We start from the raw sequence: 23,058 nt of genomic DNA on the forward strand, positions 1-23,058 counted from the left end.
AGAGGATCTCGATGAAGCTGAGAGCTCGACTGGCCGGCGCCTTGATCGCCCTCGCGGCGCTCGTGGTCACCGGCCTCATCACCGCACCCCCGGCCTCCTCGGCGCAGCTCACCGAGGTGACCGGGTTCGGGACGAACCCCACCAACCTTCGCATGCACCTGTACGTCCCCGACGGCGTCCCCGACCGTCCCGCGCTGCTGGTGGCCGTGCACTACTGCACCGGGTCGGGCCCCGCCTTCTACTCGGGCACGGAGTTCGCCCGGCTCGCCGACCAGCACAAGTTCATCGTCATCTATCCGTCCGCGACGCGGAGCGGCTCCTGCTTCGACGTCTCATCGCCGCAGGCGCTGCGGCACGACGGCGGCAGCGACCCGGTCGGGATCGTCTCCATGGTCAGGTACGTCCAGCAGCGCTACAACACCGACCCGGCGCGCACGTTCGTCACCGGCGCCTCCTCCGGCGCCATGATGACGAACGTCCTGCTGGGCGCCTACCCCGACGTGTTCGCGGCGGGGGCGGCGTTCAGCGGCGTGCCGTTCGGCTGTTTCGCCACCACCGACGGGTCGAGCTGGAACAGCGCCTGCGCCAATGGCCAGATCAGCAAGACCCCGCAGGAGTGGGGCGACCTCGTACGCGCGGCCTACCCCGGCTACAGCGGCCCCCGCCCGCGCATGCAGATCTGGCACGGCACCGAGGACGCCACGCTGCGCTACCCCAACTTCCAGGAGCAGATCAAGCAGTGGACCAACGTCCACGGCCTGAGCCAGACGCCCAGCCTCACCGACCAGCCGCGTTCCGGCTGGACCAGGACGCGCTACGGCGGCACCGGCACGACGGCCCCGGTCGAGGCGATCAGCCTGCAGGGCGTCGGCCACAGCCTGCCGCAGAGCGGGATGGCGGCCATGGTCATCGACTTCTTCGGCCTCGCCGACGACGACCCCGGCCCCAACCCGACGATCACGCCTGAGCCGCCGGGCGACTGCCAGGTCACGTACACGATGAACACCTGGAACACCGGCTTCACCGCCGAGGTGAAGGTGACGAACACCAGTCAGTCGCCGCTGTCGTCCTGGACGCTGGGCTTCACGCTGCCCGCGGGCCAGACGATCACGTCGGTGTGGAACGCCACGATCACGCCGGACAGCGGCCAGGTGACGGCGCGCAACGTCTCCTATAACGGTTCGATAGCGCCGGGCGGCTCGGCGTCGTTCGGCTTCCAGGGCACGCACAACGGCGACACCGGCGAACCGGCCGCTTTCACCCTGAACGGAACCGCCTGTTCTACCTGATCAGCGCGGACGCGCGGATGGCTTGGTCGCTTGTCGGTAACGACTTCTCCTTTACCGGATAACCCCCTTGCCCCGGCGCTGAGGGTAGCCATACGGTCACTTTAAGCAGTTGGGGGACAACGAAGGAGACAGCACGTGGGCAGGCACGCTAAGCCCCACAATCCGAAGGAGCAGCCACAGGAGACGCTGGAGGACGCCCAGAAGGAGCTCCCTCCGAGCCGGGGGCGGCACGCGAAAGAGCGCCATGCCAAAGACCGGCACCGCTGCACGGCGACGACGGGCGAGCAGGCCGCCGTCTCCTGACGTCACGGGGGTGTCACCGCGGCTCCCGGGCCATGTGGTCCGGGAGCCGTGCTGTGTTCCGTGCCATGAACCGGATCAGCGCCGGGCGCGCGGCCGGCACGCCCGGCGCCATGCCGGTTCACATCAGGATCAGGGCCAGTCGCGGGCGGGGCGCAGCGGCACGCCGGAGCGGCCCTTCTCGTCGAGCTTGACCCCGAGCACCTGGTGCAGCTGCACCTTGTTGCGCTCGAAGCCCACGATGCAGCCGGCCATGTAGAGCGCCCACACGCGGGCGGTGCCCATGCCGACCTCCTCGACCGCGTCGTCCCAGTTGGCGTCGAGGTTGTCGCACCAGTGGCGCAGCGTCTTGGCGTAGTGCTCGCGGAGGTTCTCCTGGTGGCGGATCTCGAAGCCGAGGTCCTCCATCTGCCGGATCAGCCAGCCGACCGACTCCAGCTCGCCGTCGGGGAAGACGTAACGGTTGATGAAGCCGCCCTTGTTGAACGTCTTCTCCTTGCCGGTGGGCCGGGTGATGCAGTGGTTGAGCAGGCGGCCGCCGGGCTTGAGCTTGCCGTACAGGAACTCGAAGTAGCGCGGCACGTTGGCCTTGCCGATGTGCTCGGTCAGGCCGATCGAGCTGACCGCGTCGAAGCCCGTCTCCGTGACGTCGCGGTAGTCCATGTGGCGGACCTCGGCGAGGTCCTGCAGCCCCGCGTCGGCGATCGCCTTCTGCGCCCACTCGGCCTGCTGGCGGCTCAGCGTGACGCCGAGCGCCTTGACGCCGTAGTGCTTGGCGGCGTGGATGACCATGCCGCCCCAGCCGCAGCCGACGTCGAGCAGGCGCATGCCCGGCTTGAGCCCGAGCTTGCGCGCCACCAGGTCGAACTTGGCGAACTGGGCCTCCTCCAGCGTGGCGTCCTCGCTGGGGAAGCAGGCGCAGGTGTAGGCCATCGACGGGCCGAGCACCCACTCGTAGAAGCGGTTGGAGACGTCGTAGTGATGGTGGATGACCTCCGCGTCACGCTGCTTGGCGTGCCGGGAGCCGAGCCTGGCCAGCGCGCTCTGCCGCATCTCCTGCGGAGGCGGCGGCACCCGCATGAGCAGCGGCTTGATGCCCAGCGAGCGGACGGCGGCGATCTTCTCGGCGGTCGTCAGGTCGTTGGTGGTGATGTTCCACATCCGGTCCAGCAGCGTGTACATGTCGCCCTGGACATCGATGTGCCCCGAGATGTACGCCCTCGCCAGGCCCAGCTCGCCCGGCGCGTGCGCCAGGTGCGCCACCGCGATCGGCGACTTGACCTCGATGGCCAGGTCGGCGCCGTCGGGCCCCGCCTTGCTGCCGTCGTACGCCGTGAACGCGATGTTCGCCTCAGGGCCGACGATCTTCTCAAAGATGGTTGCCAGAGCCATCTGCTCACCTTCCCCGCACACACTTTTCGTACAGGTCGAGCAGGCGTCCGTTGGGGTCGTATGCCTGCTTGACCGGCCAATAGGCGTCGCCGTTGTACAGCTGCCAGAACTGCTCACGCGCGTAGTACGAGGTCGAGTAGAGCGACTTGTGGCCGTCGAGATCGTGCACGGAACGCTCGATGAGCCGGTTGTAGTAACCGTCGAACTGGCCCTTTGGCAGCGGCACCATTCCCCAGAATCCGAAGTTGACGTAGAGCTTGCCCGGCTCGAGCGGGTAGAGCGGCCACCGAGACCCGGCGCGCAGCGGGCACATCCACACGGGAGTCATGCCCACCTTCTCGTGGAAGAACTCCAGGAATTCGGCCCCGCGCTCGACGGGCGTCTCGACGTCCTGAATGACCGATTCGCTCACCGGCTTGCCACGCCAGCGGTCGATGCGGGCCGTCAGGCCGAACTTCCTGTCCAGCGCGACCAGGCGGCGGTAGACGTCGGAGCGCATCCAGCGGCGCGGCATCAGCGAGCGCACCACCGGCTGCTGCACGCCGAACGCGCGCGAACACCAGAACCAGTCGGTGTCCCAGCGCCACAGGTAGTCGCGGATCGTCAGCCAGTCGCGGCTGCGCTGCCTGATCGACTGGTAGTAGATGCGCATGCCGGTGTAGTCGGAGACGTACGGGGCGCGCTCGGCGAAGCGGCCGAGCGTGATGTACATCTCGCCGGGGCCGAAGAAGACGCCGTCGACGAAGTCGACGCTCTCGCCCTGGTACACCATGCTGTCGCAGATCTCCTGCATGGCCAGCATGCACTTGCCCGCGTCGGTGAACTTGACGTGGGTGAGGTGCACGTACGGCTGCACCTTGCGCAGCTTGATCCTGATGCGCAGCGCGTAGCCCAGCGTCCCGTAGGAGTTGGGGAAGGCGCGGAACAGCTCGTGGTGCTCGTTGTCGTCGCGGGCGACGACGATGCGGCCGTCGCCGGTGAGGATCTCCAGCTCCTCGACCGACTCGTGCGGCAGGCCGTCCCTGAAGCTCGTGGACTCGATGCCGAGCCCGGTCACGGCGCCGCCCAGCGTGATGGTCTTGAGCTGCGGCACCACGTACGGCATGAGCCCGTACGGCAGCGTGGCGTCCACCAGGTGCTCGTAGGTGGTCATGCCCTGCACCTCGGCGGTCATCGTCTCGGGATCGACGCTGATGACCTCGTCGAGATCCTTGGCCGAGAGCTTGGCCGTCCTGCCGCCGTCGCGGAACCTGAAGAGGTTGGACGTGGCCTTGGCCAGCCGGGGAGCCGCGTCGCCCGGGATCTCGGCGTACGACTGCCGAATCTGCTCTACTGCCCGTCGGTGTGTCGACATCGTCGTCGTCACGGCCCCTCCTCCGTCGGTGCCGTGCCGGCGCCGCGCCCTTCAGGTACGCGTCGCTCGTTCACGTAGCACCCCCTTGAGCTGGTAGAGATCGTCCGTAGCACGGTATCTCCACCCGCCCGGCCCGAACAGACCGGGGTGCGTTAAAGACACGAAAACTGTTTATCGTGCCAGGTGAATCGCCTAATTGGTAGGTGATTGCGGAAGTTTTCGGACGATCACCGGCCGAACGCCGTTCAGGACGCCGTCCACCTCGCGGCCCTCGACGGCGGCGGCGAGGTTGTCGAGGGTGACGGTGAGCAGGCGGCCGGTCGACTCGGCGGTCACGCCGGCCACGTGCGGGGAGAGCAACACGTTCGGCAGCTCGCGCAGCGGGTCACCGGGCGGCAGCGGCTCCACGTCGAACACGTCGAGCGCGGCGCCGCCCAGCCGGCCCTCGCTCAGGGCCGCCACCAGCGCCTTCTGGTCCACCACGCCGCCTCTGGCCGCGTTGACCAGCAGCGCGCCCTGCTTCATGCGGCCGGGGTCGATGAGGCCGCGGGTCTGCGCCGACAGCGCGATCGCGACGACCACGACGTCGGAGGTGGACACGAGCGTGTCGAGGTCGGCGAAGCCGGGGTCCTCGCGCGGCGTGCGGGTCCAGTAGGACACCTCGCAGCCGAGCGCGCGGAACATCGCGGCGCAGCCGGCGCCGATCGGGCCGTAGCCGACCACGCCGACCCGCCGGCCGCGCAGCTCGTGGGGCTGCAGGCTCTGCTGCGGCCACTTGCCCGCGCGTACGGCGGCGTCGGCCTCGGCCAGCTTGCGCAGCAGCGCCAGCGTGGCGGCCAGGCACCACTCGGCGACCGCCACGGCGCTGACGCCCGGCGTGTTGGCCAGCGGCACCCCGGCCGCCGCCAGCGCGTCGAGGTCATGGCCGTCGACTCCGACCGACGGCTGCTGCACGAACGCGAGGCGCGGCGCCGCCTTGACGGCCTCGGCGTCCATGACGAGCTCGCCGGTCCAGTCGCCCAGCACGATCTCCGCCTCCGGCAGCGCGGCGAGCAGCGCCGCGCGGTCGCGGGAGGCGGGCACCCTGACCTCCACCCGGTCGCCGAGCGGCGCGAGCAGGCCGCGGAGCAGCTCTTCGGGAAGCGGAGGCAGGGCCAGCAGGTTCCAGGGGGTCATGCCCTCACAGTAAAGCTGCCGATCACTTGCCGCATCAGTGCCCTGTTACGCAGCCACTGGTCCTCGGTGACCGTCCACGACAGCACGTACGCGGCCTCGTCGGTGGCCAGGGCCCTGCGGATCTCGTGGTAGCGCGTGCCGGGCCGGACCCAGGCGGCGTCGTTCTGCTCGCCCGCGATCCAGGTGAACTCCCACTCCACGGCCTTGATGCCCTTGTGCATGACCGTGCGCTGCCCGCGGTTGACCACCGTGCGCGCGTTCTGCCGGAACGTCTCCTGCGAGTCGCGCATGAGCTGGTGAGGGTCGAGCCGGCTGTAGACGGCCTCCACGCCGAGGTGGGCGTTGCGGTCGCGGCGGGTCCACTCCGTGTACGCCTCGCCGAGCGCGCCCCGCCAGCCGGTCGGCCGCAGGATGGCCCAGCCGTCGCGCGACTTCCACACCCGCACCAGGGGGGCGCGCCTGGCGGCGCTGGGCGTGGGGGTCGGCGTCGCGCTCGTCTGCGTCGCCGTGGGCGTGGCCGTCGGCGTGATGGGCTTGGTCGCGGCGGCCGGCTGCGTGGTGGCGCGCGGCGTGCCCTCGGCGGGCGAGGCCGTCCTGAAGTACGCGACCGCGCCGCCCGTGAGCACCAGCACCACCGTCGCGGCGGCGGCGAGCAGGGCGCGGCCGCCACCGCGCTTGCGATCCGGATCGTCGAAGTCCACGGGCGCCGGCTTGGCCGCGATGATGGCCTGCAGCAGCCGGTCGGCCTCGTCGGCGTCCACCCGGTCCTCGGGCTCCTTCTGCAGCAGGCCCTTCAGGATCGGGTGCATGATCGGCGGGATGCGCCGGTAGTCGGGCTCCTCGGTGAGGAGCGCGTTGAGCGTGGACATCGCGTCGCCGCGGTCGAAGGGCGAGCGGCCGACCATGCACGCGTACAGCGTGGCGCCCAGCGACCACAGGTCGGACGCCGGGCCCGCGTTCTCGGCGCGTACCCGCTCCGGCGCGAGGAAGCTCGGCGAGCCCGTCACCATGCCGGTGCTGGTCAGTGAGACGTCGCCCTCGACGGTCGCGATGCCGAAGTCCATGAGCACCGCGCGGCCGTCCTTCTCCGACCACAGGATGTTGCTGGGCTTGACGTCGCGGTGCAGGATGCCCGCCTCATGGGCGGCGCGCAGCGCCGACAGCACCTGACGGCCCAGGCTCGCCGCCTCCCGCACCGGCAGCGCACCCGTGGTGAGCACGACCTGCTCCACCGACGGGTGGCTGACCAGCTCCATCACGATCCACGGCCGGCCGCCCTCCTCGACCACGTCGTAGATGGCGACGACGTTGGGATGGTTGAGCTTGGCCGCCGTACGGGCCTCGCGAGCGGTCCGCAGGAGCTGGCGTTCCTTGTCGGCCGGCGACAGGCTGTCCGGCAGCAGCACCTCTTTGATGGCCACCTGCCGGTTGAGCAGCGTGTCGCGGCCTTCCCAGACCACACCCATCCCGCCGCGGCCCAGTTCGCGCAGTAACTGGTAGCGCCCTGCGATGAGCCGGTTGCTCTCCGAAACCATGTCCTACCCCTGTAGCGGCGCGTGTGCGCCTGCTGCAGGCAGCCGTCATCGACGGCCACCTGTAGACCACCCGAACAGTGGGCAAGTTTCCCATACCTGCCCGGACTTCGCGGGGAGGTCGGCAAGGCCGCTTGCAGAAGATCACCGAATGTTGTTCTACTTGGTCGGGATCCCAAGCAAGGAGAGGCCGATGCCCGAGACTAGCCGAGGTCCGCTGACCGGCGTGCGCGTGCTGGAGCTCGCCGGGCTCGCCCCAGGACCGTTCGCCGGCATGATGCTCGCCGACCACGGCGCCGACGTGCTGCGCGTCGACCGGGTCGGCGCCGTGCGCGACGCTCCCCGCAGGGACGTCATGAACCGCGGCAAGCACACGATCGGGCTCGATCTGAAGTCGCCCGAGGGCGTGGCCGCGTTCAAGGAGCTGGCCAGGAACGCCGACGTGGTGATCGAGGTCTTCCGCCCCGGCGTGGCGGAACGGCTCGGCATCGGCCCCGACGACCTGCACGCCGTCAACGAGAGGCTGATCTACGGCAGGATGACCGGCTGGGGCCAGGACGGGCCGCTCGCCCCGACCGCCGGGCACGACATCGACTACATCGCGATCTCCGGCGTGCTGTCGATGCTCGGCCGCGCGGGCGGCAAGCCCACCCCGCCGATCAACATACTCGGCGACTTCGCCGGCGGCGGGCTCATGCTGGCCTACGGCGTGCTGCTCGCCCTGTACGAGCGGGAGCGCACCGGCAAGGGCCGGGTGATCGACGCGGCCATGGTGGACGGCGCCGCCGTGCTGTTCGCCATGTTCTACCAGGCCGTCCAGAGCGGCGCCTGGGGCCCGCGCGGCACCAACCTGCTCGACACCGGGGCCCCGCAGTACGACACGTACGAGACCGCCGACGGGCAGTACCTCGCCGTCGGCGCGCTGGAGCCGAAGTTCTGGGCCGAGCTGCTGCGCCGCATGGGTCTGGACGGTGATCCCGGCCTCCCCGACAGGAACGACCCCGCCCAGTGGCCGGCCCTTCGCGACCGGCTGGCCGCGGAGTTCCGCAAGCGCACCCGCGCCGAGTGGGAGGAGGTCTTCGACGGCTCCGACGCCTGCGTCTCGCCCGTGCTGTCGATGGCCGAGGCCGCCGCGCATCCGCACAACGTGGCGCGCGGCTCGTTCACCGACGTCGGCGGCGTCGTCCAGCCGATGCCCGCGCCGCGCCTGCTCGGCGTGCCCGCTCCCGACCTGTCGCCCGCCACCCGCCTTGAGGACCTGTCCGGCTGGGGGCTCCCGGCTGAGCAGGCGGCCAAGCTCCGCGAGCAGGGAGTGCTCGCCTGACCGTCCGTCAGCCGGAGTGCCGGCGGGCGGCGGGCGCGTAGTCCTTGAGCGTGATCGCCTCGTGCAGCCGCGCGCCCTTGCCGCCCGGCCTGGCCGTGGCCGCCGAGCACGGCGGCCGCCGTGCTCGGTCTCTCAACCTTCGGATGCGGTCTGGTCAGACCGCTGCGTACCTCTGAACGCGATCCGTCAGACCGCGATGCACCTTTGCATCCGGTCCGTCAGACCGCGATGTACAGGTCCACGCCCTCGGGGTGATGCACCTCGAGATCCGTGGTGAAGGCGCGCGCCGGAGCACCGCCCGACTCGGTGTGCTTCCACACCTGCTGCCAGGTGTCGGTCAGCGCCTGCGGCATCGGCCCGCGTACCTCGATCTTCATCGCCTGCCCGGCCGGCACGCGGACCGCCACCATCCCCTCCGGCAGGCGCGGCACCGTGCGCACGCCCGTGCCGACGATCTGCGTGAAGGCCCCGTGATGATCGCTCTCGAAGTCGGTGAGCACCGCGTACAGGTTCTCGTCGACACGGCCCGGCACATGGGCGAAAGCTCCAGGAGCGCCCGCCCGCTGCCACACCGCCGGCAGTTTCGCGCGCGCCGGATCCATTTCGTCGGCATTGGTGGTGCGAACGACGTAGCCGACAACGATCAGCTCGGCCCTTTCCGTGACGTTCACAGACCCTCCCTCCCCCAAAAGTGTCCGGGCCGATCATAAGGCCCCCGGAAAGGGGGAAAACCCCTGTTGACCAGTCAGCACATAAGATGGATGAACGTGAGATTTCTCAACGACCTCGAGCCCCATTACGACCTGACCTATAGCGACGTGTTCATGGTGCCGTCGCGTTCCGCGGTCGGTTCGCGGCTCGCTGTCGACCTCTCGACGAACGACGGCACGGGCACCACCATCCCCATCGTCGTGGCCAACATGACCGCGGTCGCCAGGCGCATGGCCGAAACCGTGGCACGGCGGGGCGGCATCGCCGTCATCCCGCAGGACATCCCCCTCGACGTCGTCGCCAACGTGGTCGACTGGGTCAAAAAGCGCGACCTCGTCCACGACACACCGCTCACCCTCACCCCGCACGCCACCGTCGGCGAGGCCCTGCAGCTGCTGCCCAAGCGGGCGCACGGTGCGGTCATCGTGGTCGACTGGGAGAACCGCCCCGTCGGCGTCGTCACCGAGGCCGACTGCCAGGGCGTCGACATGTTCACCCAGCTCTCCCAGGTCATGTCGAGCGAGCTGCTCACCCTGCCCGCCGGGCTCGACCCGCGCGGCGCGTTCGAGCGGCTGCACGAGGGCCGCCACCGCCTCGCGCCCATCGTCGACGGCGACGGGCGGCTGGTCGGCATCCTCACCCGTACGGGCGCGCTGCGCGCCACCCTCTACCAGCCAGCCGTCGACGATCAGAACAGGCTGCGCATCGCCGCCGCCGTCGGCGTCAACGGCGACGTGGCCGCCAAGGCCAAGGAGCTTCTCGACGCCGGCATCGACTGCCTGGTCGTCGACACCGCGCACGGCCACCAGGAGAAGATGATCTCCGCTCTGCGCGCCGTCAGAGCCCTCGACCCCGGCGTGCCGGTCGCGGCGGGCAACGTCGTGACCGCCGGCGGCGTACGCGACCTGGTCGACGCCGGAGCCGACATCGTCAAGGTCGGCGTCGGGCCCGGCGCCATGTGTACCACCCGGATGATGACCGGCGTGGGTCGGCCGCAGTTCTCCGCCGTGCTCGAATGCGCCGCCGAGGCCCGCAGGCTCGGGCGGCACGCGTGGGCCGACGGCGGCGTGCGGCACCCGCGCGACGTGGCGCTCGCCCTGGCCGCCGGCGCCTCCAACGTGATGATCGGCTCCTGGTTCGCCGGAACGTACGAGTCGCCCGGCGACACCCACACCGACGCCAACGGCCGCAAGTACAAGGAGAACTTCGGCATGGCGTCCGCGCGCGCCGTCCGGCTGCGGACCGCCGACGACACCCCGTTCGAGCGGGCCAGGAAGGCGCTGTTCGAGGAGGGCATCTCCACCTCGCGCATGTACCTCGACCCCAAGCGGCCAAGCGTCGAAGATCAGATCGACGCCATCGTGGCCGGGCTGCGGTCGGCGTGCACGTACGCGGGGGCGTCCAACCTGGAAGAATTCCACGAGCGGGCCGTCGTCGGGGTCCAGAGCACGTCCGGGTACGCCGAGGGCATGCCGCTGCACCAGAGCTGGTGACATCTGGGGACGGGTGGCTCTGCACGACCGCGCCGCGCCACCGCATAGAGTCGTCGGGTCCGTGTTCAACGACAACAGGAGCCTATTCGTGGCACTCGAAAAGCCCGAGATCGACTTCCCCGGTGGCAACCCGCCCGCCGATCTCGAAATCGAGGACATCACCGTCGGCGACGGCCCCGAGGCGAAGGCCGGCCAGAAGGTACGCGTCCACTACGTGGGCGTCTCGTTCTCGTCCGGAGAGGAGTTCGACGCGTCGTGGAACCGCGGCCAGCCGTTCGAGTTCCCGCTGGGCGCCGGGCACGTCATCAGCGGCTGGGACCGGGGCGTCGTGGGCATGAAGGTGGGCGGCCGGCGCAAGCTGGTCATCCCGCCGCACCTCGGGTACGGCACCCGCGGCGCTCCGCCGCGCATCAAGCCGAACGAGACGCTCATCTTCGTCGTCGACCTGCTCGGCGTGAACTGACGTCCGTTTGAGCCGGGGCGCCCTCAACGAAAGGACGCCCCGGCCCCGCACGGCCCCGGGACCCACCCCTTCCCGCGCACCCGCTAACGGGCCCACGGCGCACCCGCTCTCCCCGCGCACACGGTCCCACCGCGTACCCCCGCTCTCCCCGCGCACACGGTCCCACCGCGTACCCCCGCTCTCCCCGCGCACACGGGCCTACGGCGCACCCGCTCTCCCCGCGCACACGGTCTCACCGCGACACCGCCCCGAGCAGTTGTTGCTGGCGAACGCTCGGCCCGACGAGCTCGCACGACCGCGAACGCACGCCCCTGCGCGCAGCAGCACCTGTCCCGGCCGCGATCACCCACCGCAGACGTTCGCGGCACCCGTTCCGCCTCCGGCCCACGCCGCGCACCCCGCGTATCAGCGCCCCCACGACCCGGCCACCCACTCACTCCTCGCGCTCGGGGCATCGTCTTCGCCCCGGGCGCTGACCGGGACTTCGCGCACCCGCTTCCGCGCAGACGCTCTCCCCCCACCAGCGTCCGACACCCGCCCCCATCGACCCCTTCGCGCTTGCGCACTCGTTCCCAGCCGCAGGCACCCGCCACGAGGGTCCCCGGCAGCGTTCCCGCCTCGGCAAGCACGCGCGCCATGAACCCCGATTGCCACCCACCCCGTCCCACCGACATCCCGTCCCGCCACTGACCCTGCCCCGCCATCGACGCCCCGCCATCGACGCCCAGCCACGGCGGCGCCCACGCCCGCTCGCAACGTTCGCGACCCCGTTCCTACTCCGGGCGTCCCCACCAACGCGCGCCCGGCCGCCCCCTTCCGCCACGGACACCCACCGACGCGCCGCCCCCCTTCGACCACGTACACCTCCCGACGCGCCGCCCCCCTTCGACCACGTACACCTCCCGACGCGCCGCCCCCTTCGGCCGCGGACATCTACCGACGCACGCCCGCGTACCGCTTCCACTACGGAGACCCGCCCTCGCCTGTCCACCGCCCCGTATCCACCCACTCTCCCCTCGCATTTCCCGCCCGCGCGCGGAGGCGGAGTATTACCGCCACACCAACAGCCGACTAGATCCCCTTTTTCGCCACAGCACCATATCCAGGGCCTTCACCCGCTTTACCGACACACTCTGCAGATATGCCGATATCAGGTGGGGAAATGTCACCCCCGTGAGGCACCATAGGCGTGTGCTTCTGATCGACGTGGTCCGGGTTTCCGAGGCGGTGACGCGCACGTCCGCCAGGCTAGGCAAGATCGGCCACCTGGCGGAGCTGCTGGGCCGGGTCGGCCCGGACGAGGCGGAGATCGCGATCTCCTACCTGTCGGGCGAGCTGCCCCAGCGCCAGGTGGGCGTGGGCTGGCGCACGCTGGAGGAGATCCCGCAGCCCAAGCTGGCCGCCACCGCCACGCTGACGTCGGTCGACGCGCTGCTCAGCCGGATCAAGGCGGTGTCGGGCCAGGGTTCGCAGGCGGCGCGCAAGGTGCTGGTGGCCGAGCTGTTCGCGGGGCTGACGAGCCAGGAGCAGCAGTTCATGCGGCGGCTGCTGTTCGGGGAGCTGCGGCAGGGGGCCCTCGACGGCGTCATGATCGAGGCGGTGGCCAAGGCGTCGGGTGCGCCGTCAGCCGACGTACGCCGGGCGCTGACCCTGCGCGGCTCGCTGCCCGCCGTCGGTGCGGCGGCGCTGAGCGGCGGGGTGGAGGCGCTGCGGGCGTTCCGGCTGGAGGTGGGGCGAGCGGTCGCGCCGATGCTGGCGGGCAGCGCCCCCAACGTCGCCGCCGCCCTGGACAAGGCCGGCGCCCCGGCCGCGCTGGAGTGGAAGCTCGACGGCATCCGCGTGCAGGCCCACCGCTCCGGCGAAGAGGTGCGGGTCTTCACCCGTACGCTCGACGACATCACCCCGCAGGTCCCCGAGCTGGTCGAGGCGGTCCTGGAGATGCCGTCCGGCGACCTCGTACTCGACGGCGAGGTGATCGCCCTGCGCCCGGACGGCCGCCCGCATCCGTTCCAGGTGACCTCGGCGCGCGTCTCCTCCAAGACCAACGTCGCTCAGCTGCGCGAGCGCACGCCGCTGAGCGTGTTCTTCTTCGACGCGCTGCGCGTCGACGGCGCCGACCTGCTCGATCTGCCCTATTCGCAGCGCCAGGAGGTCCTGGCCCGTACGGTGCCGCCGGCCCTGCTGACCCCGCGCCTGGTGACGGGGGACGTGGCGGAGGCGGAGAAGTTCTTCACCGACGTGGTCAAGGCAGGGCATGAGGGGCTCGTGGTCAAGTCGCTCAACTCGCCGTACGCGGCCGGGCGACGCGGCGCGGGCTGGATCAAGGTCAAGCCCCGCCACACGCTCGACCTGGTGGTCCTTGCCGCCGAATGGGGCCACGGCCGCCGCGAAGGCAAGCTCTCCAACCTCCACCTGGGTGCACGCGACCCGGAGGGCGGGTTCGTGATGCTCGGCAAGACGTTCAAGGGGCTCACGGACGAGCTGCTCGCCTGGCAGACCGAGCGCTTCCTGGAGCTGGCCGAGGGGCCCACCGACTCGTGGACCGTACGGCTGCGCCCTGAGCTGGTCGTGGAGATCGCGTTCGACGGCGTGCAGCGCTCGCCTCGCTACCCCGGCGGCATGGCCCTCCGTTTCGCCCGCGTCCTGCGCTACCGCCCGGACAAACGTCCCGAGGAAGCCGACACCGTCGACACGGTCCGCGCCCTCCTCCTCTGAACGCACGCCCGCGCACTGCGGGAAAGAACCCTCGCCCGTGCACCGTGGGGCTCTCGGCAGCGCCGCGCTCCAGGATCAGGTCGTCGGGTGAGAAGCGCGCCAGACCCTCCACCGGCTGAGAGCGCCCGCGCCTATGGGCACCCAGGGGACTCTGGCCAAGCCCGACACGCATCCCTGCCTCGGTCTGCCCTGACAGGCGTTGACCTACCCTCGCAGGTCTTGGTTCGCCTTGACAGGTCTGGGCCGCCTTGAAAGGTCTTGGCCCGCCTTGAGGCCCGCCTTGAAAGGTCCCGCCCACCTTGACGGGTCTTGCGCCCTAACAAGTCTTGGCCTGCCTTCACGGGTCTTGGACCGCCCTGACAGGGCTTGCTTGCCTTGGCTTGCCTTGGTAGGTCTCGGCCTGCCTGAGGTGCCGTGCCCTACCCAGAGCGCTTCAGCTCTCCCGGAGCGCTTGGCCTGCCCTTGGCTGAACGGGCCCTCGCCACCACGTTCATCCCTCAACCGGAGCGGTTCAACCCCCTCCGCTTCACCCACGATCTGCGCTGCGCTCGCGACGCTGCGTCACCGCCCCCGACGAGCGTCCCGAACGAGCCCCACCGCAGCCGACGTGCAGCCCACCGTCCGCGCAAAGAAGCCGACGATGCTCGCGTTCGTGGTTGCGGTCGGCGGGCGACCTCCCGCACCGCCTGGATCAAGATCCACCCTTTGGGACGGACTTAACCACGGTGAGAAACATCACTGGATGTCCCATTAAGTTGCCTTTACCTGCTGTTTGTCGCATATCTTCGTCCCCGACCGCGCGGGCCCCCTGCCCCGCCGTCGGATCGGCCGCCGTACGCCATCCACCCCTGCCGGCCCGGCCTTTCCCTGCCCTATCCCCTATCCAGGACCGTGGTTTACCTTGGGCCAGCACTCTCGCAAGCCGTCCCCGCAGACCCGCAAGCTCTCCCCGAGCCAGCGCCGCTGGGCCGCCATCACAGCCGGCGTGGCCATCGCGGCAGCCGCCTCGACCACCGCCTGGGCCATGATCGGCAACGACGACTCCCCCAAGCCCGCAGCGGCCCTCACCCCGCCTTCCCCGACCACGAAGGCATCCCCGTCGCCCGCACCCACCCAGGACCTGGCGAGGGCCACCCAGCCAGACCCCACCACCTCCCCCGACCACCAGAACTCGGCCACCCTCCCCAACGCCGCGGTTCCCTCGCCATCGGCACCCACCTCCACCGAACGCCCCTCATCCACCCACCGACGTTCTGCGGCCGACCAGAGAACCTCAAGCGGCACCCGTACCACCTCTACCGAGCAGAGCACCGCAAACCGACCGGCAGCGTCGAAGCCCAAGAAGCCGAAGCTCCGCGTCATCTCCTCGGGCACCTGCGGCGCCTCCTACTACGGCGAGCCCCAGATGACGGCCAGCGGCGAACGCTTCAACCCCAACGCCATGACGGCCGCCCACAAGACCCTCCCGCTGGGCAGTAAGGTCCGCGTCACCAACCCCAGAACCGGCGAGTCGGTGACGGTCCGCATCAACGACCGAGGCCCGTACGTCGGAGGCCGCTGCCTCGACCTCTCCACGGCCGCCTTCGCCGCCATCGGCAACACCAGCGCCGGGGTCATGCAGGTCAAGTACGAGGTCCTCGCCCGCTGACCGCAGGACGCTTACACGCCTCCCGCAGCATTGCGGGGCCGACCACCCACGGCCCCAAACACCGGGACCCTGCCGAACGCTGTGAGCCCTGCCGAACGCCGTGGCCCTGCCGAACGCTATGAGCCTGTGAGCCCATGAGCCCGCACCCGTGAGCCCCAAACGGCCATAAGCCCACGGCCGCCGTAAGCCCGCAAGCGTCGTTAGCCCGTGATCTCGTGAGCCCGCGAGCCCGCGAGTTCTGCCGAGCGGACGACGACCACGCGCTGCGCCGGCAAACACCCGCCCATCGCCACAAACAGAAGACCCTAACCGCAGCCGCCTGAGCAGGACATTCACCGAAATCCACCCTGATTTATATCAGGGACGCGGACTCACTCGACCCCCATATCGCACCAAAAAGCAGTACACCCGCCGAGATGCACGAACCTCGGCGGGACGACGCGACGACGTACAGAAACGCCCCCGAAACTGAAGATGAGACCGGCCCGGTCACTTCACCAGGCGGAGCGTCATCGGGTAACGGAAATCGTCCCCCTGCAGGGCCTTGACGCCGCCGACCACGGAAAGCACCACCCCAAAGACCAGGATGAACGGCAAGAGCACGATCCCGACGACGGTGAACGGCAGCAATATCGTGGCCCCGACCACGGTGATCTGGAAATTGAGCGCTTCGAGGGCGTGCTTGCGCATGTAGGGCGAGGTTTTCGCGCCCGTTACCAGCAGGAGCAGCGGGCCGACGATCGGGAACCCGAGGAGCGGGATCAGGTGGGCGAGGGCGCCGCCGAGGCGCTCGTGGCTCTCGGCCGGACCCTCCTGCGCCACCGGAGCGGGCGGCATGGGGGCGAGCTGTGGCACGGCGTTCGGGCCGTAGATCTCATTCATGATGGGCATGAGGTCGCCGTGCGTGCGCGCGGTCATCGCGCGTTCCAAACGCTCGTCGAACTCAAGCTTGTCATAGCGTCCGTCCGCGTAGGCGGCTTTGATGTGCTCCACCACGTGTTCGCGGTCCTGGTTGGTGACGCGCAGATGAGCTGGCGGCATCCGCCCCGGCCCGGGGGTTTTCGGCACCCCAGCCATATTCGCCATGCCTCTCCCTCAGAGTATCGAGCTGATACTGACATACTGCGTCGCCTGAGCGGTTCGTGCATCAGGAGAATCCCGGATGCGTCCCCTAGATCGTCCCCGACGCGCTCGAGCCCGAGACGGTATAAAAAGGATTCATGAGATGGCGAGACCGCTACGGCATTCGTCGACTGCGCGGCCGCAAGATCGCGAAGTTCGACCGCGAGGCGACTGACGCTGACATCGAGGCGCTCATCGCCTTTGCCCGTTCGCGGCGAGGCGTCGAGTTCTACGTCGAACCTGAGACTTTCGCCACCGACACCACCGCCGTGGCGGTGGCCGACGACGGCGAGTGGACCAGGCGCAGAGTCGGCTCCCCCGCCGTGATCCACAAGGTCGCCCGCGATCTCGCCTTGCCGGTGTACGACGTGCAGTTGACGGGGTACCCGCAGCGGATGCGCACCTACAACGAGCGCCGCAAAAGAGAAGAAGGCTCCCTTTAGCCTCCTCTCCGTCGCCGAGCGCTACCCCGACTGTCGTCATGCCCAAAAGTCCCCTGGTGACCTGCTCTGATCAGCTAGCGTTTCCCGAGTTCGCCGGCGACCCACCGGGGTTACGGCCGCAGGGTTCTTTCGCAGCCGGAGTTTCCCAAGTTCGTCAGCTGCTCTCCCCCGCCAGCGACCGCACCCTGAGGAACAGAACGTCGGCAATGCACAACCCGGTACGGGCGATGCCGTAGTGGGACGACGGCCCGGCAGCGTCACCCAGCGAACGCGGACACGAGGAGGCCGCCCAGCAAACGCGCCCACCACGATGCCACCCAGCGGCCAGGGAGCGGGGTGCCACCCAGCCGCCGGGGAGACGGGGTGCCGCCCAGCGACAGGCAGACGGGGATACCGCCCAGCGACAGGCAGCGAAAGCCACCGCTTGATGAAGGCTGCATGGGGATGCAGCCCAGCGGATGGCGCGGCAGGCACACAACCCAACCGACGGCGGTACCGGAACGCTTCCCGGCCGATGGCGATGCCGGGACGCCTTCCAGCCAAAGATGACGCCGGGACACACCCCAGCCGAGGGGACCGCGATCAGCCTCTGAGACACAGGAACGTAGCTCTGAGGATGGCGGGTGAGGGGATACCGGCCCAGCCGCAGCAGTGTTTCGGGGGTTGGGGACGATGCCGAACACGGCGGTGCGACGTTCGACCTCCTTGTTCAGGCGGTCCAACGGGTGATCATGCAGACCTTCCTTCCGCATGCGGGCGGGGACGGGGCCGGAAGCGAGCTGTCGTCGGCGACCTGTGCTGTGACAGTCGGACGTCGGCCCTTCTTCCCGCATGCAGGGGTGCGCGGCCGAAGGCCAGCTGTCGTCGGCGACCTCGTGCCGTGACAGTCGGACGTCGGCCCTTCTTCCCGCATGCAGGGGTGCGCGGCCGAAGGCCAGCTGTCGTCGGCGACCTCGTGCCGTGACAGTCGGACGTCGGCGTGGCTGCGTGGTGATGGGTTGCGGGCTCCTAGGCGACCGTGCCTCGCGGTGTGTGTTGAGGGGTGAGCCGGGTGCTGAGGTGGGTGGCTTTGAGCGCGTACCTTCGGCCCCTGGCGAGGTGCGTTACTCCGTGGGGTCTGGACCTTCTTCGTCCAGGAGGTTGATCAGGGGGAGGAGCCAGGCGGGGCTGACGGGGCCCATGGCGGTGTCCAGTTCTGCAGGGGTGGGGAGGCGGTCGCGCAGGATGGACGGGGAGAGCAGGTTGTGAAGTGCGTGCATGAGCAGGTTGGCCATCGAGTAGCCGGGGTCCGTGGTCAGGGCGCGTTCGAGGGCGACCGTGGCCTGGACGCTGTCGCCGGCGCGCCAGGCGGCCATGGCGAGCAGGGACGCGGCCGGGGGTACGAAGCGCGGCTCCAGGCGGCGGGTCAGGTCTCTCCAGAGCGCGGCGTGGGACTCGTGCATGAGGGTCCATGCCTCGTCTCGCACTCTCATGACCGCCAAGGCCAGGCCCAGCTTCGCCGCCTCCTCGTCGTTGAGCCGGCCTCCTCCCGTATGAATCTCCAGGGCCGAGCGGACCCTGGCCAAGCCGTCGGCGACGAAGTCCCGGGCGAAGGTGTCGAGGTCGCGGGCGGCCATGAGGTCCGCTCTGAAGCCGGCGATCGCTTCGGACGTGGCCTTGCGCATGGCCGTCCGCACGGGGCCCGTCACAGGGGCGACGGTACGTTCGAGCGCTTCGCGGTTGGGGAGGGCCACCAGCCCGTGTACGGTCGCCTCGGCCGCGATCGGACTCGTCGAGAGGTCGTAAGGGGTGCCTTCGGCTGGGCAGCAGGTCGGTACGTCGCAGATGTAGGACCAGTAGCGGCCCTCATGTGCCCGCAGGGCCTCCCCCACGTGCACGCCGGTCGCCATCGCGAGGTTCCTGGCCTCGTCGACCGCCGGTGTCACCAGGTCACCCGGGCCGTAGCCGACGATCACGATGTCGGTGACCTCTTCGCGGTCGATGAGCGGGGCCATCGCGTTGAGGGTGCCGGGCGGGAAGGGCAGGCCCCACCTGGCCACCATCTTGGCGCGCCCGTTCGCCAGGCCGACCACGACGAGGCTCGTGGCGGGGTGGAAGCCCACCAGGTAGGGGACGGCGGCCAGGATGTCGGTGGGGCAGGTGAGCGTCAGGCACGGCTCGGACGAGAACTTGAAGGGGTCGGAGATGTCACCGTCCGGGCTGCCCTCCTCCGTTCCCTTCTTCGCACTCGTGTCCGTGCCGGCCGTCCTCGTGGCACTCGCGCCCGAGCCGGCCGTCCTCGTGCCGCTCGCGTCCGAGCCGGCCGTCTTCATAACGGTGGTGTCCGTCATCACGGCGTCCCCGCGGTCGGTTTCCTGCCCGTCGGTGTCCGCCCTGTCGGTGCTTGTCCCGTTGATGTCACGGCAGTCGGCATCCAGCCCGTCGGCGTCGGTCCTGTCGGACTCGGCTCTGCGGGTGTCGGTCCTGTTGGGGTACAGGGCAGCAGGACTGAAGGTGTCGGGCTCTGAGGTCTCCGCGGCAGGCCCGTCTTGGACGGTCTTCGCGGTTGCTGCGGTCTTGAGCTCCGAGCTCTCCAGGGCTGAGGGTGTAAAGCCCCACGTGCCGGTGACTTCCGTGGTGGGTGTGGAGGCACGGGTGATGGGCGAGCGTGGCGCCGGGACGAACGCCGATGGTGAGCTGGAGGTGATGGGGGTACGAGAGGCCGGGCGAGGCGAGCGGTTCGTCGTCATGGCCCCATAGGGTGCCGGGCGGCGAAGGCTCTGGATTGGCCGAATGCGGTTCTGTGGACGACGGAAGAGGCGCGAGGCGACCCTGTGGATAGCGGCTTACGGCCTCATCGCCCGCACCGCGGGCATCGCGCCATCAGGTGGTCTCAGACTCTTTGCTGTGGATCACGGGTTGCGGCCTCGTCGCCCGCAGCGCGCAGATAGGCAGAACTCCCGTACGCAGGTGGGCAAGGCCCCAGTACGCAGGTGGGCAAGGCCCCCGTACGCAGGTGGACAAGGCCCCCGTACGCAGGTCAGGCGACAGGCGCCAACCGGTTCCGTACGAGCAGAGCCGCCCCCGCCACCGCCGCCGGCATGGCGATCACCGCCACGAACGGCACCAGGAACAGCACGAAGACCGCCACCCCGAACCCCAGCGCACTGGCCTTATTAGCCCGCAACAACGCGAAACGCTCCTTGCGCGCCATGCCACGACGTTCCAGCGCCAAGGTGGTGAGCTCGACGGTCATGAAGAACCCGGACACGAGCGCACCCAGCACCGGCACCACGGTCTGGCCGACCACGGGCACGAACCCCAGGAAGAACAGCGGGACCGTGAAGAGCAGCATGTAGAAGAGGGTCACCAGGCTGTCGCGGATGGATCGCGGCAGCGTACGCCACCACGGCTGGTCGTCCTCCGACTCCAAGGGATCCGCCTCGGTCGACAGCCGCTCGTAGAACGGGTCGCCGATGGTCAGGGTCACCGCCGTGAACGTCAGCACAGCCACCGCCAGCCCGCCCAGGACCAGCGCGACGGCCACCACCCCGCGGAAGATCTCCCGCCAGCTCCACGTATCGGCGAACGGCGTCAGGAACGTGGCCAGGTCGGAGGCGTTCGTCCCGAGGAGGACTAACGCGATCACGTAGACCGCGAACGCGATCAGCGCCGGAATCAGCCCGAACAGCCACCATCTGCCATGCCTGGCGACCCACCCGAGCCCTTCGAAGAAGAAGCCGACCCCGCCGGTGAAATCACGCACTGCTCGCATGCCCGGCAGGCTAGCGCCAGAACGACGTGATCGAGTAACCGAGTTCGGCGAACAGCTCGCGCAGCAGCGGCAGGGAGATCCCGAGCACGTTGCCGTGGTCGCCTTCGATGCTGTCCACGAACCAGCCACCGCGTCCCTCGATGCTGAACGCCCCGGCCAGGTTGAGCGGCTCGTCGGTTTCGACGTACGCGGCGATCTCCTCCTCGGACGGCTGCGCGAAGCGCACCACCGTGGTGCCGACCTCGGCCGCCTGGCGGCCCGCGGCGACGTCGATGACGCAGTGACCGGTGACGAGACGGCCCGTGCGGCCGCGCAGGAGGCGCCACCGCTCCATGGCCTCCTCGCGGGTCGCGGGCTTGCCGTACGGGCGGCCGTCGAGCTCCAGGATCGAGTCGCAGCCGATGACCAGTCCTTCGTCGAGCCCGCTCGCCACCGCCTCCGCCTTCGCCTTGGCCAGCACCAGGCTGAGCGCGGCGGGAGAATAGGCGGAGTAGGAATCCTCGTCGATGCCGCTGACGATCACTTTCGGGTCGAGCCCGGCACTGCGCAAGAGAGCCAGGCGTGCGGAGGAGGCTGAAGCCAGAACGATCACCACAACAGCCTACCGGCCGCAGGACGGCCCCATGTCACTCCCGGCCCTCGTTGTCAAGCAGCCACCCGGGCGGGTCGTCCATCCCGCAGCGAACCGCCCCAGCACCCACGGCCCAGGAGAGACGGTCGCCGATGCCACCGAACGACGAGGCGACCGCACAGATCGGTGAATCAACGTCGGCGTGGCGCGGGCAGGCGAGCGTGCGTGCGGCCAGACGGTGCGGGCGATGAGGCGGGCCGCAGGTGCCAGTTGCGGCGTGATGGCGCCTCGCGTGGTTGCAGGCAACAACGCGAGGCGCGGGCGGCGGCTCCGGGCACCAATACGAGGCGCGGGCGGCGGCTCCGGGCAGGGGCCGCACCGGAACCCGGCTTCCTCGCGCGGTCGGCGAGGCGGTGGTTCGGGAGCGCGCCGCACCGGGAGCCCGCGATGGAGCGGCTTCGGGACGCACCACGCCGGGCCGATGGACGCTGCTTCATAGACGCTGCTTCGAGGCACGCCGCGCTCCGAGCCCGGCGATGGACGCGTTGGAGGCGGCTTCGCGGGGCACCGAGCCCTGCGCCCGGCGATAGAGGCGATGGAAGCGGCCGGGTGCTGGTGGGCTCAACGCGATGAGCGCGGTACGCCGGCCAAATCAAGCGCGGCACGCCAGTCAGAACGAACGCGTCGCACGAGCCGGAACGAGCGCGCGGCACACCGGCCCAGACAAACATGAAGAACGCGGCACTCCCGGCCATCGAAAGTGCCGCGCCGTCAGTCGCTACGAAGCGCCCTCAGGAGCCGCTGACCTCTTCCACCAGGTGGGAGCGCCACGGGCACCACACGTTGCCCGGCAGGAACGCGCCCCCGACCTCGTCCAGGTGGTCCTCCACGTACTGGGTGCCGGCGTCGCAGACCTCCGTCGTGAGGTCGAAGAAGGAGATCGTGTCGGGGTCGAGGTGGAAGCTCCAGTCGGGGTTGTAGGGAGAATCCGGAAAACGAACAGCACGCGAACGATCACCAGTCCGCGTTGTACGTGCTCCCCGGCGTCACTTCCCGTTCCGTCCGATACGCCGGGTACGGCGCGGGCGGCCGCGGCATGCCGCTCCCGTCGAGGACGTCGCCCAGCAGTTCGTCGATGAGCTCTCCGAGCCCGCCCGAGAGAGACGTCCGCTCGCGGTCGAGGTCGTCGGCGAGGGCAGCGGAGTCCATACCGCGTTCGACGGCCCGGTTGGCGAGCAGGGACATGATCATGGGGGCGATCAGGGGCATCAGCTTCATGATGCGCGCGGAGCCGACGCCGGCGAGCTGGGCGAGCCGGGCGGCGGCCCGTTCGGTGGCCTGGGCGCCGAAGATGTGACCGAGGATGCTGTGTCCGTCGCGGGTCAGAGAGGCGACATCGCCGTTGAAGGGGTCGGCGTCCATGTGGTCGTCGAGCGCTCCGCGCAGGGCGTCGGCGCCGTCCGGGTGTGCGGCGTTGTACGCCAGGCCGCCCACGATCGTTCCGGACACGGCTTCGGTGACTTTGCGGGCCGTGAGCTGGTCGGTACCGAGCATCCCCGCGATCTGTTCCAGCCCTGGGGCTCCGAGTCCGGCGAGAAGCTCGTCATTAAGTGTCACGACGGTCCCCCGATCACACTTGTCTCGGGAAACGTTCCCGAGCAGGACTCCAAGCAACGTCCGGAATGTCCTAAATTTTGGAAAGGACACGCCGTCGCTCAGAGCCCTGCGGGAACCGTCTGCAGAGCGTGCGGCGACCGTCAGCAGAGCTCTG

At 69.8% G+C, this 23,058-nt stretch carries 20 protein-coding genes; 9 read left to right on the forward strand and 11 right to left on the reverse strand.

Annotation, left to right across the window (positions count from 1 at the left end; translation table 11 throughout):
* Positions 1 to 11 precede the first annotated feature (11 nt).
* Together ACFMQL_RS04390 and ACFMQL_RS04395 are read left to right on the forward strand one after the other, a co-directional pair.
* The gene (locus ACFMQL_RS04390) at positions 12 to 1,289 is read left to right on the forward strand and encodes a PHB depolymerase family esterase (protein WP_378784658.1); all 1,278 of its coding nucleotides are present in this window, start codon (positions 12 to 14) and stop codon (positions 1,287 to 1,289) included.
* Between the two features lie 135 nt (positions 1,290 to 1,424).
* On the forward strand, positions 1,425 to 1,592 hold the full coding sequence (locus ACFMQL_RS04395) for a hypothetical protein (RefSeq protein WP_364067042.1): 168 nt from the start codon (positions 1,425 to 1,427) through the stop codon (positions 1,590 to 1,592).
* Positions 1,593 to 1,721: 129 nt separating this feature from the next.
* Here the strand turns inward: ACFMQL_RS04395 and ACFMQL_RS04400 are convergent, their stop codons facing one another.
* From ACFMQL_RS04400 to ACFMQL_RS04415, 4 genes are all read right to left on the reverse strand, one after another.
* Positions 1,722 to 2,981 (reverse strand): cyclopropane-fatty-acyl-phospholipid synthase family protein, encoded by a 1,260-nt coding sequence (locus tag ACFMQL_RS04400; protein ID WP_364067043.1) that lies wholly within the window; start codon positions 2,979 to 2,981, stop codon positions 1,722 to 1,724.
* Positions 2,982 to 2,985: 4 nt separating this feature from the next.
* The gene (locus ACFMQL_RS04405) at positions 2,986 to 4,335 is read right to left on the reverse strand and encodes an FAD-binding oxidoreductase (RefSeq protein WP_364067204.1); all 1,350 of its coding nucleotides are present in this window, start codon (positions 4,333 to 4,335) and stop codon (positions 2,986 to 2,988) included.
* A gap of 192 nt (positions 4,336 to 4,527) precedes the next feature.
* Positions 4,528 to 5,511, reverse strand: coding sequence for a 2-hydroxyacid dehydrogenase (locus ACFMQL_RS04410; RefSeq protein WP_378784659.1), 984 nt, complete (start codon positions 5,509 to 5,511; stop codon positions 4,528 to 4,530).
* Positions 5,508 to 7,046, reverse strand: coding sequence for a serine/threonine-protein kinase (locus ACFMQL_RS04415; protein WP_364067046.1), 1,539 nt, complete (start codon positions 7,044 to 7,046; stop codon positions 5,508 to 5,510). The genes ACFMQL_RS04410 and ACFMQL_RS04415 overlap by 4 nt, the downstream gene beginning before the upstream one ends.
* A 190-nt stretch (positions 7,047 to 7,236) precedes the next feature.
* On the opposite strand from ACFMQL_RS04415, the gene ACFMQL_RS04420 reads away from it, so the two are divergent.
* Entirely contained in the window at positions 7,237 to 8,367 is a 1,131-nt protein-coding gene (locus ACFMQL_RS04420) for a CaiB/BaiF CoA transferase family protein (RefSeq protein WP_378784660.1), read from the forward strand.
* A 7-nt stretch (positions 8,368 to 8,374) separates the two neighbouring features.
* Here the strand turns inward: ACFMQL_RS04420 and ACFMQL_RS04425 are convergent, their stop codons facing one another.
* Entirely contained in the window at positions 8,375 to 8,503 is a 129-nt protein-coding gene (locus tag ACFMQL_RS04425) for a hypothetical protein (protein WP_364067048.1), read from the reverse strand.
* Positions 8,504 to 8,585: 82 nt separating this feature from the next.
* Positions 8,586 to 9,038 carry an effector binding domain-containing protein gene (locus ACFMQL_RS04430; RefSeq protein WP_364067050.1) on the reverse strand — a complete coding sequence of 151 codons (453 nt, stop codon included), beginning with the start codon at positions 9,036 to 9,038 and terminating at the stop codon, positions 8,586 to 8,588.
* A gap of 96 nt (positions 9,039 to 9,134) precedes the next feature.
* On the opposite strand from ACFMQL_RS04430, the gene ACFMQL_RS04435 reads away from it, so the two are divergent.
* The 4 genes from ACFMQL_RS04435 to ACFMQL_RS04450 all read left to right on the forward strand — a co-directional run bounded on the left by ACFMQL_RS04435 (position 9,135) and on the right by ACFMQL_RS04450 (position 15,397).
* Positions 9,135 to 10,571, forward strand: coding sequence for a GuaB1 family IMP dehydrogenase-related protein (locus ACFMQL_RS04435; protein ID WP_378784661.1), 1,437 nt, complete (start codon positions 9,135 to 9,137; stop codon positions 10,569 to 10,571).
* Between the two features lie 88 nt (positions 10,572 to 10,659).
* Complete coding sequence (locus ACFMQL_RS04440) at positions 10,660 to 11,034, forward strand: FKBP-type peptidyl-prolyl cis-trans isomerase (protein WP_364067052.1); 375 nt, start codon at positions 10,660 to 10,662, stop codon at positions 11,032 to 11,034.
* Positions 11,035 to 12,225: 1,191 nt separating this feature from the next.
* Positions 12,226 to 13,749, forward strand: coding sequence for an ATP-dependent DNA ligase (locus ACFMQL_RS04445; RefSeq protein ID WP_378784662.1), 1,524 nt, complete (start codon positions 12,226 to 12,228; stop codon positions 13,747 to 13,749).
* A 901-nt stretch (positions 13,750 to 14,650) separates the two neighbouring features.
* Complete coding sequence (locus ACFMQL_RS04450; RefSeq protein WP_378784663.1) at positions 14,651 to 15,397, forward strand: septal ring lytic transglycosylase RlpA family protein; 747 nt, start codon at positions 14,651 to 14,653, stop codon at positions 15,395 to 15,397.
* A 489-nt stretch (positions 15,398 to 15,886) separates the two neighbouring features.
* Here ACFMQL_RS04450 and ACFMQL_RS04455 read toward each other — a convergent pair whose 3' ends face one another.
* The gene (locus tag ACFMQL_RS04455) at positions 15,887 to 16,483 is read right to left on the reverse strand and encodes a DUF1707 and DUF4870 domain-containing protein (RefSeq protein ID WP_364067056.1); all 597 of its coding nucleotides are present in this window, start codon (positions 16,481 to 16,483) and stop codon (positions 15,887 to 15,889) included.
* A gap of 134 nt (positions 16,484 to 16,617) precedes the next feature.
* On the opposite strand from ACFMQL_RS04455, the gene ACFMQL_RS04460 reads away from it, so the two are divergent.
* Positions 16,618 to 16,962: a hypothetical protein gene (locus tag ACFMQL_RS04460; protein ID WP_364067057.1), complete on the forward strand. Its 345-nt coding sequence runs from the start codon at positions 16,618 to 16,620 to the stop codon at positions 16,960 to 16,962.
* A 1,103-nt stretch (positions 16,963 to 18,065) separates the two neighbouring features.
* Here the strand turns inward: ACFMQL_RS04460 and ACFMQL_RS04465 are convergent.
* On the reverse strand, positions 18,066 to 19,292 hold the full coding sequence (locus tag ACFMQL_RS04465; protein WP_378784664.1) for a DUF4192 domain-containing protein: 1,227 nt from the start codon (positions 19,290 to 19,292) through the stop codon (positions 18,066 to 18,068).
* On the opposite strand from ACFMQL_RS04465, the gene ACFMQL_RS04470 reads away from it, so the two are divergent.
* The gene (locus ACFMQL_RS04470; protein WP_378784665.1) at positions 19,282 to 19,701 is read left to right on the forward strand and encodes a hypothetical protein; all 420 of its coding nucleotides are present in this window, start codon (positions 19,282 to 19,284) and stop codon (positions 19,699 to 19,701) included. The two genes, ACFMQL_RS04465 and ACFMQL_RS04470, sit on opposite strands and share 11 nt — an antisense overlap.
* Positions 19,702 to 19,981: 280 nt before the next feature.
* On the opposite strand, the gene ACFMQL_RS04475 is transcribed toward ACFMQL_RS04470, so the two are convergent.
* The 3 genes from ACFMQL_RS04475 to ACFMQL_RS04485 form a co-directional block, all read right to left on the reverse strand.
* A complete protein-coding gene (locus ACFMQL_RS04475; RefSeq protein WP_364067059.1) occupies positions 19,982 to 20,716 on the reverse strand; it encodes an EI24 domain-containing protein in 735 nt (244 codons plus the stop codon).
* A 10-nt stretch (positions 20,717 to 20,726) separates the two neighbouring features.
* Positions 20,727 to 21,308 (reverse strand): nucleoside triphosphate pyrophosphatase, encoded by a 582-nt coding sequence (locus tag ACFMQL_RS04480; RefSeq protein WP_364067061.1) that lies wholly within the window; start codon positions 21,306 to 21,308, stop codon positions 20,727 to 20,729.
* Positions 21,309 to 22,301: 993 nt separating this feature from the next.
* Positions 22,302 to 22,961 carry a DUF937 domain-containing protein gene (locus tag ACFMQL_RS04485; protein ID WP_364067062.1) on the reverse strand — a complete coding sequence of 220 codons (660 nt, stop codon included), beginning with the start codon at positions 22,959 to 22,961 and terminating at the stop codon, positions 22,302 to 22,304.
* Between the last annotated feature and the right edge of the window lie 97 nt (positions 22,962 to 23,058).

Source organism: Nonomuraea fastidiosa, assembly GCF_042751225.1.
In the GTDB taxonomy this organism is placed as follows: domain Bacteria; phylum Actinomycetota; class Actinomycetes; order Streptosporangiales; family Streptosporangiaceae; genus Nonomuraea; species Nonomuraea fastidiosa.

What these genes read in the sequence shown, in the direction of transcription:
- ACFMQL_RS04455 (WP_364067056.1), bottom strand. Translation starts at nt 16,483, where the DNA reads ATGGCGAATATGGCTGGGGTGCCGAAAACCCCCGGGCCGGGGCGGATG.
- ACFMQL_RS04460 (WP_364067057.1), top strand. Translation starts at nt 16,618, where the DNA reads ATGAGATGGCGAGACCGCTACGGCATTCGTCGACTGCGCGGCCGCAAG.
- ACFMQL_RS04400 (WP_364067043.1), bottom strand. Translation starts at nt 2,981, where the DNA reads ATGGCTCTGGCAACCATCTTTGAGAAGATCGTCGGCCCTGAGGCGAAC.
- ACFMQL_RS04465 (WP_378784664.1), bottom strand. Translation starts at nt 19,292, where the DNA reads ATGACGGACACCACCGTTATGAAGACGGCCGGCTCGGACGCGAGCGGC.
- ACFMQL_RS04420 (WP_378784660.1), top strand. Translation starts at nt 7,237, where the DNA reads ATGCCCGAGACTAGCCGAGGTCCGCTGACCGGCGTGCGCGTGCTGGAG.
- ACFMQL_RS04410 (WP_378784659.1), bottom strand. Translation starts at nt 5,511, where the DNA reads ATGACCCCCTGGAACCTGCTGGCCCTGCCTCCGCTTCCCGAAGAGCTG.
- ACFMQL_RS04390 (WP_378784658.1), top strand. Translation starts at nt 12, where the DNA reads ATGAAGCTGAGAGCTCGACTGGCCGGCGCCTTGATCGCCCTCGCGGCG.
- ACFMQL_RS04415 (WP_364067046.1), bottom strand. Translation starts at nt 7,046, where the DNA reads ATGGTTTCGGAGAGCAACCGGCTCATCGCAGGGCGCTACCAGTTACTG.
- ACFMQL_RS04475 (WP_364067059.1), bottom strand. Translation starts at nt 20,716, where the DNA reads ATGCGAGCAGTGCGTGATTTCACCGGCGGGGTCGGCTTCTTCTTCGAA.
- ACFMQL_RS04405 (WP_364067204.1), bottom strand. Translation starts at nt 4,335, where the DNA reads ATGTCGACACACCGACGGGCAGTAGAGCAGATTCGGCAGTCGTACGCC.